15 protein-coding genes are annotated in these 17,326 nt (G+C 57.5%); 5 read left to right on the plus strand and 10 right to left on the minus strand.

The features are described 5' to 3' along the window. Positions 1 to 21: 21 nt before the first annotated feature. Positions 22 to 1,131, minus strand: a complete 1,110-nt coding sequence (gene apbC, locus ACQG11_RS01545) for an iron-sulfur cluster carrier protein ApbC (protein WP_023300574.1) — start codon at positions 1,129 to 1,131, stop codon at positions 22 to 24. 137 nt (positions 1,132 to 1,268) lie between these two features. Here apbC and metG point away from each other — a divergent pair, with 137 nt between their 5' ends. Next, positions 1,269 to 3,302 carry a methionine--tRNA ligase gene (metG, locus tag ACQG11_RS01550; RefSeq protein WP_023300575.1) on the plus strand — a complete coding sequence of 678 codons (2,034 nt, stop codon included), beginning with the start codon at positions 1,269 to 1,271 and terminating at the stop codon, positions 3,300 to 3,302. Between the two features lie 108 nt (positions 3,303 to 3,410). Here the strand turns inward: metG and ACQG11_RS01555 are convergent, their stop codons facing one another. The 3 genes from ACQG11_RS01555 to ACQG11_RS01565 are packed head-to-tail and all read right to left on the minus strand — an operon-like array spanning position 3,411 to position 6,326. Next, on the minus strand, positions 3,411 to 3,881 hold the full coding sequence (locus tag ACQG11_RS01555) for a DUF1456 family protein (protein WP_015572337.1): 471 nt from the start codon (positions 3,879 to 3,881) through the stop codon (positions 3,411 to 3,413). Between the two features lie 46 nt (positions 3,882 to 3,927). After that, positions 3,928 to 4,647 carry a two-component system response regulator BtsR gene (btsR, locus tag ACQG11_RS01560; protein ID WP_022648676.1) on the minus strand — a complete coding sequence of 240 codons (720 nt, stop codon included), beginning with the start codon at positions 4,645 to 4,647 and terminating at the stop codon, positions 3,928 to 3,930. Next, the gene (locus ACQG11_RS01565; protein WP_003859271.1) at positions 4,641 to 6,326 is read right to left on the minus strand and encodes a sensor histidine kinase; all 1,686 of its coding nucleotides are present in this window, start codon (positions 6,324 to 6,326) and stop codon (positions 4,641 to 4,643) included. The genes btsR and ACQG11_RS01565 overlap by 7 nt, the downstream gene beginning before the upstream one ends. 218 nt (positions 6,327 to 6,544) lie before the next feature. On the opposite strand from ACQG11_RS01565, the gene mlrA reads away from it, so the two are divergent. Beyond that, positions 6,545 to 7,285, plus strand: coding sequence for an HTH-type transcriptional regulator MlrA (gene mlrA, locus ACQG11_RS01570; RefSeq protein ID WP_022648677.1), 741 nt, complete (start codon positions 6,545 to 6,547; stop codon positions 7,283 to 7,285). A 69-nt stretch (positions 7,286 to 7,354) separates the two neighbouring features. Beyond that, entirely contained in the window at positions 7,355 to 7,468 is a 114-nt protein-coding gene (locus ACQG11_RS01575; protein ID WP_022648678.1) for a protein YohO, read from the plus strand. On the opposite strand, the gene ACQG11_RS01580 is transcribed toward ACQG11_RS01575, so the two are convergent. From ACQG11_RS01580 to bglX, 5 genes are all read right to left on the minus strand, one after another. Beyond that, positions 7,443 to 8,180, minus strand: a complete 738-nt coding sequence (locus tag ACQG11_RS01580) for an ABC transporter permease (protein ID WP_022648679.1) — start codon at positions 8,178 to 8,180, stop codon at positions 7,443 to 7,445. The two genes, ACQG11_RS01575 and ACQG11_RS01580, sit on opposite strands and share 26 nt — an antisense overlap. Next, entirely contained in the window at positions 8,164 to 9,114 is a 951-nt protein-coding gene (locus ACQG11_RS01585; protein WP_022648680.1) for an ABC transporter ATP-binding protein, read from the minus strand. The genes ACQG11_RS01580 and ACQG11_RS01585 overlap by 17 nt, the downstream gene beginning before the upstream one ends. Then, positions 9,107 to 10,264, minus strand: coding sequence for an ABC transporter permease (locus ACQG11_RS01590; RefSeq protein ID WP_023300579.1), 1,158 nt, complete (start codon positions 10,262 to 10,264; stop codon positions 9,107 to 9,109). The genes ACQG11_RS01585 and ACQG11_RS01590 overlap by 8 nt, the downstream gene beginning before the upstream one ends. Before the next feature lie 12 nt (positions 10,265 to 10,276). Next, positions 10,277 to 11,194 (minus strand): glycine betaine ABC transporter substrate-binding protein OsmF, encoded by a 918-nt coding sequence (gene osmF / locus ACQG11_RS01595; protein WP_063151846.1) that lies wholly within the window; start codon positions 11,192 to 11,194, stop codon positions 10,277 to 10,279. Between the two features lie 136 nt (positions 11,195 to 11,330). Then, a complete protein-coding gene (bglX, locus tag ACQG11_RS01600; protein WP_155019457.1) occupies positions 11,331 to 13,628 on the minus strand; it encodes a beta-glucosidase BglX in 2,298 nt (765 codons plus the stop codon). Positions 13,629 to 13,817: 189 nt separating this feature from the next. Here bglX and dld point away from each other — a divergent pair, with 189 nt between their 5' ends. Beyond that, the gene (dld, locus tag ACQG11_RS01605; protein WP_426728126.1) at positions 13,818 to 15,554 is read left to right on the plus strand and encodes a D-lactate dehydrogenase; all 1,737 of its coding nucleotides are present in this window, start codon (positions 13,818 to 13,820) and stop codon (positions 15,552 to 15,554) included. A 123-nt stretch (positions 15,555 to 15,677) separates the two neighbouring features. Continuing rightward, positions 15,678 to 16,232, plus strand: a complete 555-nt coding sequence (locus ACQG11_RS01610) for a GNAT family N-acetyltransferase (RefSeq protein ID WP_022648685.1) — start codon at positions 15,678 to 15,680, stop codon at positions 16,230 to 16,232. Positions 16,233 to 16,337: 105 nt separating this feature from the next. Here ACQG11_RS01610 and pbpG read toward each other — a convergent pair whose 3' ends face one another. Beyond that, a complete protein-coding gene (gene pbpG, locus ACQG11_RS01615; RefSeq protein ID WP_006811291.1) occupies positions 16,338 to 17,261 on the minus strand; it encodes a D-alanyl-D-alanine endopeptidase in 924 nt (307 codons plus the stop codon). Positions 17,262 to 17,326: the final 65 nt, after the last annotated feature.

A 17,326-nucleotide genomic window follows, 5' to 3' on the forward strand; every position in this document is an offset into this window, starting at 1 on the left:
CGGCACTGACGCGCAGAGGCGTTATACCGCGCGGAAGGCGATCTCACTCGGGATCACGTCCCCCTGCCAGTACAGTTGCGCCGCAACGCGCCCCGCCAGCTGACGATAGATTTCCGTGAATTCGCTATCAGGACGGCTGACCACCGTCGGCTTACCGCTATCCAGATCTTCACGCAGTGTGATATGCAGCGGCAGTTGCCCCAGCAGCTGGGTGTGATATTGCGCCGCCAGCTTCTCCGCACCGCCGGTACCGAAGATCGGCTCATGGTGTCCACAGTTGCTGCAAATGTGCATGCTCATGTTCTCGACGATGCCGAGTACCGGCACCTCCACCTTCTCGAACATCACGATGCCTTTTTTGGCGTCGATCAGCGCGATATCCTGCGGCGTGGTGACCACGACGGCGCCGGTGACCGGAATGTTCTGCGCCAGCGTCAGCTGGATATCACCGGTGCCCGGCGGCATGTCCAGCACCAGATAATCGAGGTCAGGCCACATTGTCTCCTGCAACATTTGCAGCAACGCTTTGCTGGCCATCGGGCCGCGCCAGACCATTGCGTTATCGTCCGTGACCAGGTAACCAATGGAGTTGGTCGCCAGACCGTGCGCCACGATCGGCGCCATGTGGGTACCGTCCGGCGAAGTTGGACGCTGGTTTTCAGCACCCAGCATGTTCGGAATGGACGGGCCATAAATATCCGCATCCAGAATGCCGACTTTCGCCCCTTCTGCCGCCAGCGCAAGCGCCAGGTTCACGGCGGTCGACGATTTACCCACCCCACCCTTGCCAGAACTGACGGCGATGATGTTCTTCACGCCGTTAACGCCCGGCTGATTTTTCACGCGCTTGAGCGTGGCGATGCTGTGGCTTAGCTTCCAGTCAATTGCTTTTGCGCCAGTAATGCGCAGCAGCTCAGAACTGGTTTGCTCTTTCAGGGCATCAAAGGCGCTGGTCCAGACGAACGGCATCTGCAGCTCAATGTGCAGCGTATCGTCCAGCCATGCGACATGATGAAGCGCTTTCAGCGTCGTGAGATTGTGCTTCAGGGTTGGATGCTGAAAATTAGCCAGCGTCCCGGCGACCATTGCTCGTAAGGCTTCCGGTGATTTGGCCTGGGATTGAGAACTCATCCCGACTCCTTTGTTCTTGTGAATAAGACCTTAGATGAACAAGTTTACCTGAAAGGCCGTGGTTTGTGCTTACTTAATAATGCCCCTTTTGGTAATATCGAAAACCCTTTTCACAGTTAAAAGAAGTAATGCCTACTATGACTCAAGTCGCGAAAAAAATTCTGGTAACGTGCGCCCTGCCGTACGCCAACGGCTCAATCCACCTCGGCCACATGCTGGAGCATATCCAGGCTGATGTCTGGGTCCGTTACCAGCGAATGCGCGGCCACGAGGTGAACTTCATCTGTGCGGACGATGCCCACGGCACCCCAATCATGCTGAAAGCGCAGCAGCTGGGAATTTCCCCGGAACAGATGATCGCCGAAATGAGTCAGGAGCATCAGACCGATTTTGCTGGCTTTGACATCAGCTATGACAACTATCACTCCACGCACAGCGACGAGAACCGCGAGCTGTCAGAGCTGATCTACACCCGTCTGAAAGAGAACGGTTTCATTAAAAACCGCACCATCTCTCAGCTGTACGATCCGGAAAAAGGCATGTTCCTGCCGGACCGTTTCGTCAAAGGCACCTGTCCGAAATGTAAATCCCCGGACCAGTACGGCGATAACTGCGAAGTGTGTGGCGCGACCTACAGCCCGACCGAGCTTATCGAGCCGAAATCCGTGGTTTCCGGCGCCACGCCGGTGATGCGTGACTCCGAGCACTTCTTCTTCGACCTGCCGTCGTTCAGCGAAATGCTGCAGGCGTGGACCCGCAGCGGCGCGCTGCAGGAGCAGGTGGCGAACAAGATGCAGGAGTGGTTTGAATCCGGTCTGCAGCAGTGGGATATCTCCCGCGATGCGCCATACTTCGGCTTCGAAATCCCGAACGCGCCGGGCAAATATTTCTACGTCTGGCTGGATGCGCCAATCGGCTACATGGGCTCCTTCAAGAACCTGTGTGACAAGCGCGGCGATACCCTAAGCTTCGACGAGTACTGGAAGAAAGATTCCACCGCCGAGCTGTACCACTTCATCGGTAAAGACATCGTTTACTTCCACAGCCTGTTCTGGCCAGCGATGCTTGAAGGCAGCAATTTCCGCAAGCCGACTAACCTGTTCGTACACGGCTACGTAACGGTCAACGGTGCGAAGATGTCCAAATCTCGCGGGACGTTTATTAAGGCCAGCACCTGGCTCAACCACTTCGATGCGGATAGCCTGCGCTACTACTACACCGCGAAGCTCTCTTCCCGCATCGACGATATCGACCTGAATCTGGAAGATTTCGTGCAACGCGTGAACGCGGACATCGTCAACAAGGTGGTGAACCTGGCGTCCCGTAACGCAGGTTTTATCGCTAAACGCTTTGACGGCGTGCTCTCTGCCGAACTGGCCGATCCTGAGCTGTATAAAACCTTCACCGACGCCGCCGCTGCGGTTGGCGAAGCCTGGGAAAGCCGTGAATTTGGTAAAGCCATTCGCGAAATCATGGCGCTGGCAGACGTGGCCAACCGCTATGTCGACGAGCAGGCACCATGGGTGGTGGCGAAACAGGAAGGCCGCGACGCCGACTTGCAGGCGATCTGCACCATGGGTCTGAACATGTTCCGCGTGCTGATGACCTGGCTGAAGCCGGTTCTGCCGCAGCTGGCAGCCCGCGCGGAAGCATTCCTGAACACCGAACTGACCTGGGATGCCATCCAGCAGCCGCTGCTCGGCCACAAGGTGAACACCTTCAAGGCACTGTATAACCGCATCGAGATGAAACAGGTTGACGCGCTGGTGGAAGCATCAAAAGAAGAGGTGAAAGCGGCTGCCGCGCCGGTGACCGGCCCGCTGGCGGACGATCCGATTCAGGAGACCATCACCTTTGATGATTTCGCCAAAGTCGACCTGCGCGTGGCGCTGATCGAAAACGCGGAGTTCGTGGAAGGTTCTGACAAACTGCTGCGTCTGACGCTGGATCTGGGCGGCGAGAAACGTAACGTCTTCTCCGGCATTCGTTCCGCGTACCCTGATCCGCAGGTGCTGATCGGTCGTCAGACCGTGATGGTGGCAAACCTGGCGCCGCGTAAAATGCGCTTCGGCATCTCTGAAGGGATGGTGATGGCCGCAGGCCCGGGCGGAAAAGACATCTTCCTGTTAAGCCCTGACGAAGGCGCGAAGCCGGGTCAGCAGGTGAAGTAATAAAAAAGCCGGATGAGAATCCGGCTTTTTTTTGCCCGGCGGCGCTACGCTTGCACGGGCCAACGCGTTTTTAGGCCGGGTAAGGCGAGGCCGCCACCCGGCTAAAAATCACCCCTTCTGGTTATGCACCCGCTGCGTCAACCCACGCAGGAAATAACGCAGAAACTGATCCCCACACTCGCGGTAATTTTTATGATCCGGCGCGCGCATCATGGCGGTGATTTCCGGCATCGACACGCGAAATTTCTGCTCGGTCATGATCGCCAGAATGTCGTCAGTTTTCAGGGAGAACGCAATACGCAGCTTTTTCAGCACCGTGTTGTTATTCACCCGACGCTCAAGCGCCAGCTCAGGCGCAGATTCATCTTTGCCGCGCTTGTCGTAGATCAGGCCGTTCAGGAAGCCCGACAGAATGATGTCCGGGCAGCGAACAAAACCCTCTTCATCTTCTTTAGTCATCCAGGTGTCGAACCCGGCGGACGTGGATTCCATGTCGGAGAGCGCAAGAATGCGCACCATGTCATTATTGTTCGCTTTCAGGGTGTAGCGCAGGCTACGAAGAATATCGTTACTTAGCATAGAGCCTTCGAATGTCGATGATGCAATGGCGCGCAGTGTACCAGTTTTACAGCCCTATCGCCTCTTTCAAACTTTTCAGATAGCGACGACTGACGGGCACGGTTTGCCCTGCACGTAGCACCAGTTCGGCCTGGCCGTTATCTTCCAGGCGGATCTCCTTCAGGTGCGCCATGTTCACCAGGTACTGACGATGGCAGCGGATCAGCGGCGTGCGGCTCTCCAGCGTGCGCAGGGTCAGCTCGGTAAAGCCTTCGTTACCTTCGGCGCTGGTGACGTATACCCCGCTCAGACGACTGCTGACAAAGGCAACGTCGTCCATTTGCAGGAGGTAAATCCGGCTGTGCCCGGTACAGGGGATAAACTTCAGGGGCTGCTGATGCTCCGGCAGCAGCGTCACGTCCTGCGCGGTACGCTCCTGGCGCAGACGGGTCAGGGTCTTTTCAAGGCGTTTCTCTTCAATCGGTTTCAGCAGATAATCAAACGCGTGCTCTTCAAACGCCTTTACCGCGTACTCATCAAAGGCCGTCAGAAAGACGATATAGGGACGGTGCTCCGGGTCGAGCATGCCGACCATCTCCAGACCGCTGATGCGCGGCATCTGAATATCGAGGAACAGCACGTCCGGGCGCAGTTTATGCACCGCACCGATGCCTTCAATGGCATTGGCGCATTCCCCCACGACCTCAATATCACTCTGCTCCTGCAACAGGACACGCAGGTTTTCCCGTGCTAACGGCTCATCATCAACAATCAGCACTCTTAACATGCGTTCTCCTCCAGCGGCAATCGTAAGGTAATTCGGGTATAGCGGTCTGGCTCACAGGCGACGGTGATACCGCAGTCATCACCAAAATGTGCGCGCAGGCGCTTATCCACCAGGCTCATGCCCAGACCGCCTGACGCGGAGGCTTCATACAGCCCCGCGTTATCTTCAATATCCAGCACCAGATGGTGGTTAAAACGGGAAGCGGAAATCATGATTTCTCCGGTTCCCAGCAGCTGCGACGTCCCATGCTTAATGGCGTTCTCCACAATCGGTTGCAGGGTAAAGGCCGGAAGATGCTGATACGCCAGCTCATCCGGGACGGATAACGACACCTGTAAACGTGACTGGAAGCGCGCTTTTTCAATTTGCAGATAGGCGTTTACGTGCTCAATCTCGTCCGCGAGGGTGACGATCTCCGAGGGACGCTTCAGGTTTTTGCGGAAAAATGTCGACAGAAATTGCACCAGCTGCGCGGCCTGATCGCTGTCGCGGCGGATCACCGCCTTCAGCGTGTTGAGCGCGTTAAACAGGAAATGCGGATTCACCTGAGCGTGCAAGAGCTTAATTTCTGACTGCGTCAGCAGCGCTTTTTGCCGTTCATACTGCCCCGCCAGGATTTGCGCCGAAAGCAGCTGGGCGATACCCTCCCCCAGCGTGCGGTTGATGGAGCTGAACAGGCGATTTTTGGCTTCGTAAAGCTTAATGGTGCCCATGACGCGCTGGTTTTCGCCCCGCAGGGGAATAACCAGCGTAGAGCCAAGTTTGCACTGCGGATGCAGGGAACAGCGGTACGGCACTTCATTCCCGTCGGCATACACCACTTCACCCGTTTCAATAGCGCGCAAAGTGTAGGCCGAGGAGATCGGCTTACCTGGAAGATGGTGGTCGTCCCCGGTACCGGTAAACGCCAGCAACTTTTCGCGATCGGTAATCGCCACGGCCCCGATATCCAGCTCTTTATACAGCACCTGCGCCACCTTCATGCTGTTCTCCTCGTTGAATCCCTGCCGCAGGATCCCTTCCGTCGACGCCGCAACTTTTAATGCGGTGGCAGAAAATGCCGAGGTGTATTTTTCGAACATGGCGCGTTTGTCGAGCAGAATGCGCATAAACAGCGCCGCACCAACGGTATTGGTGACCATCATCGGTGCGGCAATGCTGCTGACCAGATGTAACGCATCGTCAAACGGGCGCGCGATCAGCAGGATGATCGCCATCTGCGCCATTTCCGCCACGAAGGTGATCGCCCCGGCGGTAAGGGGACTGAACACTTTATCCGGCCGTCCGCGCTTAATCATATAGCTGTGGACGAGACCACCGAGCAGCCCTTCGACAATGGTGGAGATCATGCAGCTTAGTGCCGTCATACCGCCCATCGAATAGCGGTGCAGGCCGCCGGTTAACCCCACCAGACCGCCCACGACCGGGCCTCCGAGCAGCCCGCCCATTACCGCGCCAATGGCGCGCGTATTGGCGATGGAATCTTCAATATGGAGACCAAACCAGGTCCCCATAATGCAGAATATGGAAAATACGACGTAGCAGAGGAATTTGTGCGGCAGACGGACGGTGACCTGCATCAGCGGAATGAACAGGCGCGTTTTGCTCATCAACCAGGCGATGACAAGGAACACGCACATCTGCTGAAGCAACAGCAGCACCAGATTAAACTCGTACATACTCACAAACCGCACATTCTAAAAACGCGTAACATACACTGATAGCGGTTAACTTTCTTTGAAACGTGCCAAAAAAGCGATAAATCGTGTCCGTCATCACACCTTTTGCCGGAGATAACCTGTCTTTCGTATAATTTGTACAAAAAAGAATCAAATCTTCCTGGTTCCGCAAAGTGGGTCTACAGTTAAGCTGGGGACGCGCAAGCCTGGGGGCGAAAATGGCGCTTTACACGATAGGTGAAGTGGCACTCCTGTGTGATATCAATCCCGTTACGCTACGGGCGTGGCAGCGACGGTATGGATTGCTTAAGCCGCAAAGAACGGACGGCGGGCACCGCCTGTTTAACGATGCGGATATTGACCGGATCCGCGAGATCAAAAGCTGGATCGACAATGGCGTACAGGTCGGCAAGGTGAAATCGCTTCTGAGCCAGGACGATCCTGATACGCAGCATCTCTGGCGCGAGCAGCAGGAAACGCTGCTGAGGCTGTTGCAGACCGGCAATTTGCAGCGTCTGCGCGGCTGGATCAAAGAACAGGGTCGAGACTACCCCGCGCAAACCCTGATCACCCATCTTTTTATTCCCCTACGGCGTCGGCTTCAGTGTCAGCAAACCACCTTACAGGCACTGCTCAGCATGCTTGATGGCGTGCTGATTAACTATATTTCCGTCTGTCTTGCCTCAGCGCGGAATAAAAACAGCAAAGATGCGCTGGTGATCGGCTGGAACGTCCACGATACCACCCGGCTGTGGCTCGAAGCCTGGATTGCCACCCAGCAAGGCTGGCGCGTTGACGTGCTTGCACACTCCCTGGCACAGCTCAGGCCGGAACTGTTTGAGGGGCAGACGCTGCTGGTCTGGTGTGGCGAAGTCCCCTCCGCTTCCCAACAGCAGCTCCTGACGGAATGGCGCGAACATGGTTATCCCGTTTACTCGCTGGGGCCAAATGCGTTGTAACGGCATTTAATGGTTCATTAACAGCTGCGCTTCACCGTATAATTGTTCCGTTAACAACAGGAGCACATGATGAAGGCAACGAAACTGGCCGTAATTACCCTTTTTGCACTGATGGCCGTCAGCGGTATCGGTGGCGTTATGCTTGCAGGTTACTCGTTTATTGTTCGCGGCGGTGTTGGCTGAGGTATCCGGCCAGGCGTTCAAACAGGCGATCCACCACAATCGCCGCCAGCGCAACCAGAACCGCCCCCTGAATAATATAAGCCGTGTTAAACCCGCTTAACCCAATAATGATTGGCGTCCCCAGCGTATTGACCCCGACCGTCGACGCGATGGTTGCCGTACCAATGTTGATGATCACGGACGTCCGCACACCGGCAATAATCACCGGTGCGGCCAGCGGCAGTTCAACCTTCAGCAGCCGCTGCCAGGCGCTCATTCCCATCCCTTCCGCTACGCTCAGCACCGATGCAGGCACCGCCGCAATGCCCGCCAGCGTCCCTTGCAGAATGGGCAACACGCCGTACAAGATCAGCGCAATGATGGCAGGCTCCTGCCCAAAACCGATCGCCGGCACGGCAATCGCCAGCACGGCCACCGGCGGGAAGGTCTGCCCCGTTGCGGCGATGGTCTCCACCAGCGGACGGAACTCCCTGCCCGCAGGCCGCGTCACCGCAATACCGGCACCTGTGCCCAGCACGATGGCAATCACGCTTGACGCCGCTACCAGCCAGAAGTGCGCCAGGGTGAGATTAACAAAGCTCTCCTGCTGGTACACCGGGCGCGGCAGCCCGGGAATAAGCGCATTAAACAGCGCCGCGCTGTGCGGCATCAGGTAGAGTAAGGCGATAAACAGCCCTGTCAGCCAGAGTAACGGATCACGGACCCACTTCACGCGTCACCTCCCCCGCCAGCAGATCGCGAAAATGGATCGTCCCGCATGGTGTCCCCTGCCCGTCCGCAACGGGTAACACCTCACACTGCCGGGCGACAAACGCCGAAAGGGCATCGCGCAGGCTCATCCCGTCATGCAGCGGTTCACCACCGATTTGCGCATCCTGCGGACGCAGATAGTCCCTGACGGTGCGCAGCGAGAGCAGCCTGACACCCAGCTCGCTGCGGCCAAAGAACTCACGCACAAAATCGTTTGCCGGCGACGTTAACAGCTCAAGCGGCGTACCCTGCTGGACGACTTCGCCGTGATCCATCAGTACCAGACGATCGGCCAGCCGCAGTGCTTCGTCGATATCATGCGTCACCAGCACGATGGTGCGCCCGAGAATACGGTGGATGCGGCTCATCTCGGCCTGAAGTGCGCCGCGGGTGACCGGATCCAGCGCGCCGAAGGGCTCATCCATCAGCAGTACCTGCGGGTTAGCGGCCAGCGCGCGCGCCACCCCGACCCGCTGCTGTTGTCCGCCGGATAGCTGGTGCGGGTAGCGGTCGCGAAGCGACGCGTCCAGGCCCAGCAGCGCCATCAACTCGTCGACACGCTCATTGATCTTCCCCCGGGACCATTTTTCCAGCTGTGGCACGGTGGCAATGTTCTGCGCCACCGTCCAGTGGGGAAACAGGCCGATGGACTGAATGGCGTAGCCCATACGCCGCCGCAGCTCCAGCACCGGCAGGCTGCGGATCTCCTCTCCGGCAAAGCGAATCGTCCCGCTGTCGTGCTCCACCAGCCGATTGATCATCTTCAGCGTCGTCGATTTTCCCGACCCCGACGTCCCGATCAATACCGAGAACGCCCCCTCGGCAAAATGCAGATTGAGATGGCTTGCCGCCGGACGGCCCGCAAAGGTTTTACTCACATCATGAAATTCAATCATTGGCTCTTCTCCTGAGCAGCGCGAGCCACAGGGCAAATAAGGCATCCAGCACGACCGCCAGCGCAATCGTGGGCACAACGCCCAGCAACACCAGATCCAGCGCGCTGCTGAGCAGCCCCTGGAACACCAGCGCCCCAAAGCCGCCCGCCCCGATCAGCGCGGCAATCACCGCCATCCCCACGGTTTGCACCGTCACCACCCGCAGGCTGCGAACCAGCAGCGGAAGCGCAAGCGGCAGCTGTATTTTCCAGAAACACTGGCGCGCACTCATCCCCATCGCATGGGCGCTTTCCAGCACGTCGGGCGGAACCTGGCTTAAGCCCGCCACCACGCCGCGCACCAGTGGCAGCAGCGCATACAACACAAGGGCAATCAGCGCCGGGGTCAGCCCGGTTCCGGCAATGCCTGCCGCGGCCAACGCAGGGAAGGATTTAACCAGACCGGCGAGGGGGGCAATCAGCAGGCCAAACAGGGCAACGGAGGGGATGGTCTGAATAACGTTGAGCACGGTAAAGACGGCACCCTGGCGGCTGGGATGTCGGTAGCACCACATGCCCAGCGGCACGCCCAGCAGCAGCGCCGGGACCAGCGTCCCGAACAGGATCGTCAGATGTTGCGCCAGTGCGTTGTCAAACACCTCCTGGCGGTTGACGTACTCTTTTAACAGCGAGAGTTGATTCAGATCGCCGCTGAAGAGGATCAGCAGGGGGATAACCCAGAATTGCGCGTTCAGCAGCCAGCGCCACACAGGTATCGGCGTCAGGCGGCGAATGGCATCGCTACAGGCCAGCAGGCAGAGTGCCAGCCACAGCCACAGGCCGCTGCCAATCGACGTGCGCGCCAGCGGGCTTTCAACCGAGGCCATCTGCGTTGCCGCCTGTCCTGCGCTCCAGAACAGTACGATAAACAGCGCTTCGCTGAGCAGAAGCGTCAGCCACAGCGCGGTTCGCCCCGGCCAGAAGGCTAAGACTACGGTACTCGCCAGCGCCGCGCCCAGCAGCAGCGGCGTAAATGCCCAGATCTGCCACAGCGCGCGCGGTTCGCCCGACACCAGACGGTTTGGCGCGACATTCACAAAAGGTAACGCGACCGCCACGATGGCCACACAGACCAACAGCAGCAGGACGCGGTTATGACATTTTATTGGCACAGCCTTATCCCGTTACTTCACAAGCCCTTGTTGTTTCAGGAAGTCGGCAGCCACTTTTTTGGCATCCAGCCCCTCTACGGCAATGCTGGCATTCAGCTGTTGCAGCGTTTTCGCATCCAGTTTTTCAAACACCGGTTTGAGCCAATCGTCGATATCCGGGTAGGCTTTCAGCACCGCCTCGCGCACGACCGGGGTTGGGGCGTAAATTGGCTGAACGCCTTTCGGGTCGGTCAGGGTTTGCAGACCAAGCGCCGCGACCGGGCCGTCGGTGCCGTAAGCCATCGCCGCGTTGACGCCGGAGGTTTGCTGCGCCGCCGCCTTAATGGTCACCGCCGTGTCGCCGCCCGCCAGAGAGAGCAGCTGTGCCTGATCGAGCTTGAAATCATAAGCTTTTTCAAACGCTGGCAGGGCATCAGCGCGCTCGATAAACTCTGCCGAGGCCGCGAGCTTAAACTCGCCCTTCTCTTTCAGGTAGCGGCTGAGATCGTCAAGCGAGGTGAGCTTGCCTTTCTCGGCGATATCTTTGCGCACCGCGATGGTCCAGGTGTTATTGGCCGGTGCCGGTGTAAGCCAGACCAGCTTATTTTTTTCCGCGTCCAGCTTTTTGACTTTTTCGTACCCGGCTTTGGCATTTTTCCAGGCCGGATCGTTTTCATCCTTGAAGAAGAATGCCCCGTTGCCGGTGTATTCCGGGTAGATATCCAGCTCGCCGGAAGTGATAGCACCGCGCACGACAGGCGTGGTGCCAAGCTGCACTTTATTGACCGTTTTCACGCCGTGGCTTTCGAGCACCTGCAAAATGATATTGCCGAGCAACGCGCCCTCGGTATCAATTTTGGAACCCACCTTAACCGGCTCTGCGGCCTGTAACGGCAGGCTCAGCGCCGCCAGTAGCACCGCCGACCCTGTTATCCCCTTAGTAATCGTCATTCTACTTTCCTCATTATTTTGTGGCCTTTTTCATAGGCTTGAGAGAAAAGCGTAGCTTAAAACAGTGAATTTAACCGTTTTTCGTACCAGATGAGAGGCATCCCCCGCCAGGCGGGGGATAGGGAGAAAGGTAAGATTATTGCAGTTCAAACTCGGCTTTGTTCACGCGGGCGGAATCCACGCCGATGAAGACGTTGAATTTGCCAGGCTCGGCATCGTATTTCATCTGCTGATTCCAGAACTTCAGCGCATTTACGTCAATCGGGAAGCTGACCGTTTTGGTTTCGCCCGGTTTCAGGTTGACCTTTTCAAAGCCGCGCAGCTGTTTCACCGGACGGCTCATGGAGGCCGTGACATCCTGAACGTACATCTGGATCACCGTCGCGCCTTCGCGTTTGCCGCTGTTGGTCACTTCCACGCTGGCGGTCACTTTGCCGTCACGCTTCAGGGTCGGCGCCGACATTTTCACGTCAGAGACCTTAAACGTGGTGTAGCTCAGGCCATAGCCAAACGGATAGAGCGGGCCGTTAGCCTCGTCGAAGTAACGGGACGTGTACTTGTTCGGCTTGTCGGCGTTGTACGGACGACCGGTGTTCAGGTGGCTGTAGTAAACCGGGATCTGCCCGACGGAGCGCGGGAAGGACATCGGCAGCTTGCCGGACGGGTTGTAATCGCCAAACAGCACGTCGGCAATGGCGTTACCGCCTTCGGTACCGGCAAACCAGGTTTCCAGAATGGCGTCAGCCTGCTGGTCTTCTTTCACCAGCGCCAGCGGACGCCCGTTCATCAGCACCAGCACCAGCGGCTTGCCGGTGGCTTTCAGGGCCGCGATCAGGTCACGCTGGCTTTGCGGGATCGTGATGTCGGTCCGGCTGGAGGCTTCGTGCGCCATCCCCTGCGCTTCACCCACCACGGCGACCACCACGTCGGATTGCTTCGCGGCGTTAACCGCTTCGTCGATCATCTCTTTCGGCGTGCGTGGATCCACCTTCACCGCTTCCTCATACTGGTTGAGGAAGGTCACGATGTCTTTATCGTCGGTGACGTTTGCGCCTTTGGCGTAAACCACTTTTGCATTATCACCCACAGCGCTCTTAATGCCTGTCAGCACGGTAACGGACTGATCCGCCACGCCTGCGGCGGACCAGCTGCCCATGACGTCACGCTTGCTGTCGGCCAGCGGACCGACCACGGCAATGGTGCCGGATTTTTTCAGCGGCAGCGTGTCGAGACGGTTTTTCAGCAGTACCAGGCTTTCGCGCGCCACTTCGCGGGCTTCTTTGCGGTGCAGGCGGCTTTCAGCATTGGTGTCCGCCGGATCAGATTCCTTCGGCCCCAGATGGCTGTAAGGATCGTTAAACAGCCCCATGTCATATTTCACGTTCAGCACGTGGCGAGCGGCATCGTCCAGCTCCGCCATCGTCACCTTGCCGCTCTTCACCAGCCCCGGCAGGTATTTGCTGTAGTATTCGTCGCTCATGCTCATGTTGATGCCGGACTTGAGCGCCACGCGTACCGCATCTTCCGGGTCAGACGCTGTGCCGTGCTTTATCAGCTCTTTAATCGCCCCGTGATCCGAAACGGTGATGCCCTTGAAGCCCCACTGGTCGCGCAGCACATCTTTCAGCAGCCACGAATCGGAGGTGGCAGGCGTGCCGTTGAGAGAGTTCAATGCCACCATCACCGCGCCGCTGCCCGCGTCCAGCCCCGCTTTGTACGGCGGCATATAGTCGTTAAACAGGCGCTGCGGGCTCATGTCCACGGTGTTGTACTCTTTGCCGCCTTCCACCGCGCCATAGGCGGCGAAGTGCTTGACGCTGGTCATCACCGAGTAACGATCTGCCGGACTTTTGCCCTGCATCGCTTCCACCATGGTTTTGCCCATCGTGGCGGTTAAATAAGTATCTTCCCCAAAGCCCTCCGAAGCACGGCCCCAGCGCGGATCGCGGGAGACGTCTACCATCGGCGCCCAGGTCATGTTCAGGCCGTCGTCTGCGGCTTCATATGCCGATACGCGCCCGACGGTTTTCACCGCATCGAGGTTAAAGGAGGAGGCTAAGCCGAGGCTAATCGGGAAGACGGTACGCTGGCCGTGCACCACGTCATAAGCGAAGAACAGCGGAATTTTCAGGCGGCTCAGTTCCATCACCTGATCCTGCATCTTGCGGATATCCTGGCGGGTAACGGTGTTAAAAATGGCTCCTACCTGCCCGTCTTTGATCATCTCGCGAATGGCTTCTTTCGGGTTATCCGGGCCGACGCTGATCAGGCGCAGCTGGCCGATTTTCTCATCGACCGTCATCTTTTTGAGTAAATCCGTGACAAAGGCGTCGCGGGCTTCAGGCGTGAGCGGGTGATTACCAAACAAATCCTCTGCCAGCGCAGGTTGCAGCGCCAGGCTGACGGCGACACCTACAGAACATAGCCATTTCATGTTGTTATTCTCTCTCATCAATAACCGCGGGAAGCACCCGGCCAGACCGTGCGAAAAGCGCAGTGTGCCATAAAGCCTGAAAACCTTGCAGGGTTATTCTCTGATTTTTCTCATGAATACCCGACCGCTCAACGGCTAATCGCGCTATGCTTTACAGCGAGAAATTTGCCCCACCACAAGGAGTGGAAGATGTCTTCTGTTCGAACTGACGATAACACTACATTTATTAACGAACTGTCTCGCCTGGTTGGTCACTCTCACCTGCTTACCGACCCGGCCAAAACCGCCCGCTATCGGAAGGGCTTTCGCTCCGGCCAGGGCGACGCGCTGGCGGTAGTCTTCCCCGGTACGTTGCTCGAACTGTGGCGCGTGCTCAGCGCCTGCGTTGCGGCAGACAAGATTATTTTAATGCAGGCTGCGAATACCGGCCTGACCGAAGGCTCCACGCCGAACGGCAACGATTACGATCGTGACATCGTGATTATCAGCACCCTGCGCCTCGACAAACTGCACCTGCTGGACAAGGGCGAACAGGTGCTCGCCTTCCCCGGCACCACGCTTTACTCGCTGGAAAAAGCGCTTAAGCCGCTGGGACGCGAACCGCACTCGGTGATCGGCTCATCGTGCATTGGCGCCTCGGTGATCGGCGGGATCTGCAATAACTCCGGCGGCTCGCTGGTGCAGCGCGGCCCGGCCTACACGGAGATGTCGCTGTTTGCCCGTATCGATGAAAACGGCAAGCTGACGCTGGTTAACCATCTGGGGATCGATCTGGGTGTAACGCCAGAGCAGATCCTCAGCAAACTTGACGATGACCGCGTGAAGGACGAAGACGTTCAGCACGATGGCCGTCACGCGCATGACCACGATTACATCACCCGCGTGCGCGATATCAATGCCGATACGCCAGCGCGCTATAACGCCGATCCGGATCGCCTGTTTGAATCCTCCGGCTGCGCGGGCAAGCTGGCCGTTTTTGCGGTGCGCCTCGATACCTTCCCGGCAGAGAAAAAGCAGCAGGTGTTTTACATTGGCACCAATCAGCCGGAGGTGCTGACGGAGATCCGCCGTCATATTCTGGCCGAGTTCACTCACCTGCCGGTGGCGGGCGAGTATATGCACCGGGACATTTATGACATCGCTGAGCGCTACGGCAAAGATACCTTCCTGATGATCGACAAGCTCGGCACCGACAAAATGCCGTTCTTCTTCACCATGAAGGGCCGCACCGACGCGATGCTGGAGAAAGTGTCGCTGTTCAAACCGCACTTCACCGACCGCTTTATGCAGAAACTGGGCAACGCCTTCCCGGCGCATTTACCGGAGCGGATGAAGACCTGGCGCGATAAGTATGAGCACCACCTGCTGCTGAAAATGGCCGGGGACGGAATTGCCGAAGCGCAGAGCTGGCTCACCGAGTTCTTCAAAACTGCCGACGGGGATTTCTTCGCCTGCACGCCGGAAGAAGGCAGCAAAGCCTTCCTGCACCGCTTCGCCGCGGCGGGTGCGGCTATCCGTTATCAGGCTGTGCATTCCGAAGAGGTAGAGGATATTCTGGCGCTGGATATTGCCCTGCGTCGCAACGATACCGAGTGGTTTGAACATCTGCCGCCGGAGATTGACAGCAAGCTGGTGCACAAGCTCTATTACGGCCACTTCATGTGCTATGTCTTCCACCAGGATTACATCGTCAAAAAAGGGGTGGATGCGCATGCGTTGAAAGAGCAGATGCTGGCGTTGCTGCACGAGCGTGGCGCGCAATATCCTGCCGAGCATAACGTGGGGCATTTGTACAAAGCGCCGGAGACGCTTAAACAGTTTTATCGCAAAAATGACCCTACAAACAGTATGAACCCCGGCATTGGTAAGACAACGCGGAAGAAATACTGGAAAGAGAGTGCCGAAACAGAGAAGCAAAATACGTAAGCCTCTGATGAACGCCTATAGCCAAATTTAAGAGATTGTTAAGCTCTCCTCAATCGTACTAGAGTATCTGCCTGTTGCCAGAGAAACGTTTCTCTGGCTTTCCAAACAAGGAGCGGGCAGAACATGTCGGCTGTAGAGATTTTACCCGAAACTGAAATCGAGGTGCGCGACGCCCTTCCTGACGATGCACATGCCATCTCGGCGATATACGCCTGGCATGTGCTTCATGGCCGTGCGTCCTTCGAGGAAGTTCCCCCCACCGTCGATGAGATGCGTCAGCGGATGAAGAGTGTGACCGACAGCGGTTTACCGTGGCTGGTTGCGCTGTATCGCGGCATTGTCGTCGGCTACTGCTACGCCACGTTTTATCGTCCACGTCAGGCCTACCGGTACACCCTTGAGGAATCCATCTATGTGGATGCCAGCACCACCGGGCGCGGGTTTGGCTCGGCGCTGATGGATGCCCTGATTGCACGGTGTGAGCAAGGTCCCTGGCGGCAGATGATTGCTGTGGTCGGTGACGGAAACAATAATGCGGGATCGTTACGGCTGCATAAAAAACATGGCTTCGAGGTTGTCGGTCAACTGCGCAGCGTAGGGTATAAGAAGGGCGACTGGCGGGATACGTTGATCATGCAGCGTCCACTCAACGATGGTGACTGGACGCTGCCGGAGTAGGCGCTTTCGCCCGGTGGCGCTCCGCTTACCGGGCCTACGTATCGGGGCCGCTTTAGGGCCGTAGGCCGGGTAAGGCGAAGCCGCCACCCGGCACAGACAGGCGACTCAGTCGTTCTGCGCCGTCGCCATCTGTTCCGCTTTCTGCTTTTTATACGCCAGCGCTGAAGCCGGCACCGGCTGCACTTTCCCGGTTTCAATCCAGGTGCGCAGGCGGCTGGCATCCGCAAAGTGGGTATATTTGCCGAAGGCATCCATCACCACCAGCGCCACTGGTTTACCGTTAAACACGGTGCGCATCACCAGGCAGTGCCCTGCCGCATTGGTAAATCCGGTCTTGGTTAACTGAATATTCCAGTTATCGCGATACACCAGATGGTTAGTGTTGCGGAACGGCAGCGTATACGCCGGGTTCGAGAATGTCGCCATCTCCTCACGCGTGGTGCTGAGCTGACCAATCAGCGGGTATTGCTTACTGGCGATCAGCAGCTTGGTTAAATCACGCGCCGTCGAGACGTTATGGATCGACAGACCGGTTGGCTCCACGAAATGGGTATTTTTCATCCCCAGCGCTTTGGCTTTGGCATTCATCGCGCGGATAAACGCGTCGTAACCGCCAGGATAATGGTGGGCAAGGCTCGCCGCCGCGCGGTTCTCTGAGGACATCAGCGCCAACAGCAGCATATTTTTACGGCTGATTTCACTGTTCAAACGCACGCGAGAGTAGATCCCTTTCATCTCTGGCGTGTGGCTGATATCCACTTTTAGCTTTTCGTCCAGCGGCAGTCGTGCATCAAGCACCACCATCGCGGTCATGACTTTGGTTATGGAAGCGATCGGGCGCACCAGATCCGGGTGACTGGCGTAGATCACCTTGTTGGTATTCAGGTCAACGATCATCGCGCTGCCGGACGCAATCTGGGGTTGCGCAGCAGCGGTGGCAACTGCGGGCGTTTTGGCGATGGCTGGCGCGGTAGCGGAGACGCCCAACAGTAGCGCAAGACTAAGGAGTGACACTCGAAATTTCAGCATGATGAGACTTCTGATAATGATTCACGCACGTTATGACGTACACCGCCTGTGTCGACGGATAAACA

Origin of the sequence: Enterobacter cloacae complex sp. 372C4, from assembly GCF_050030615.1 — a bacterium.
Classification (GTDB): Bacteria; Pseudomonadota; Gammaproteobacteria; order Enterobacterales; family Enterobacteriaceae; genus Enterobacter; species Enterobacter intestinihominis.

Coding starts and splice junctions, on each gene's coding strand:
- apbC (WP_023300574.1), bottom strand. CDS start 1,131: ATGAGTTCTCAATCCCAGGCCAAATCACCGGAAGCCTTACGAGCAATG.
- metG (WP_023300575.1), top strand. CDS start 1,269: ATGACTCAAGTCGCGAAAAAAATTCTGGTAACGTGCGCCCTGCCGTAC.
- ACQG11_RS01555 (WP_015572337.1), bottom strand. CDS start 3,881: ATGCTAAGTAACGATATTCTTCGTAGCCTGCGCTACACCCTGAAAGCG.
- btsR (WP_022648676.1), bottom strand. CDS start 4,647: ATGTTAAGAGTGCTGATTGTTGATGATGAGCCGTTAGCACGGGAAAAC.
- ACQG11_RS01565 (WP_003859271.1), bottom strand. CDS start 6,326: ATGTACGAGTTTAATCTGGTGCTGCTGTTGCTTCAGCAGATGTGCGTG.
- mlrA (WP_022648677.1), top strand. CDS start 6,545: ATGGCGCTTTACACGATAGGTGAAGTGGCACTCCTGTGTGATATCAAT.
- ACQG11_RS01575 (WP_022648678.1), top strand. CDS start 7,355: ATGAAGGCAACGAAACTGGCCGTAATTACCCTTTTTGCACTGATGGCC.
- ACQG11_RS01585 (WP_022648680.1), bottom strand. CDS start 9,114: ATGATTGAATTTCATGATGTGAGTAAAACCTTTGCGGGCCGTCCGGCG.
- osmF (WP_063151846.1), bottom strand. CDS start 11,194: ATGACGATTACTAAGGGGATAACAGGGTCGGCGGTGCTACTGGCGGCG.
- bglX (WP_155019457.1), bottom strand. CDS start 13,628: ATGAAATGGCTATGTTCTGTAGGTGTCGCCGTCAGCCTGGCGCTGCAA.
- dld (WP_426728126.1), top strand. CDS start 13,818: ATGTCTTCTGTTCGAACTGACGATAACACTACATTTATTAACGAACTG.
- ACQG11_RS01610 (WP_022648685.1), top strand. CDS start 15,678: ATGTCGGCTGTAGAGATTTTACCCGAAACTGAAATCGAGGTGCGCGAC.
- pbpG (WP_006811291.1), bottom strand. CDS start 17,261: ATGCTGAAATTTCGAGTGTCACTCCTTAGTCTTGCGCTACTGTTGGGC.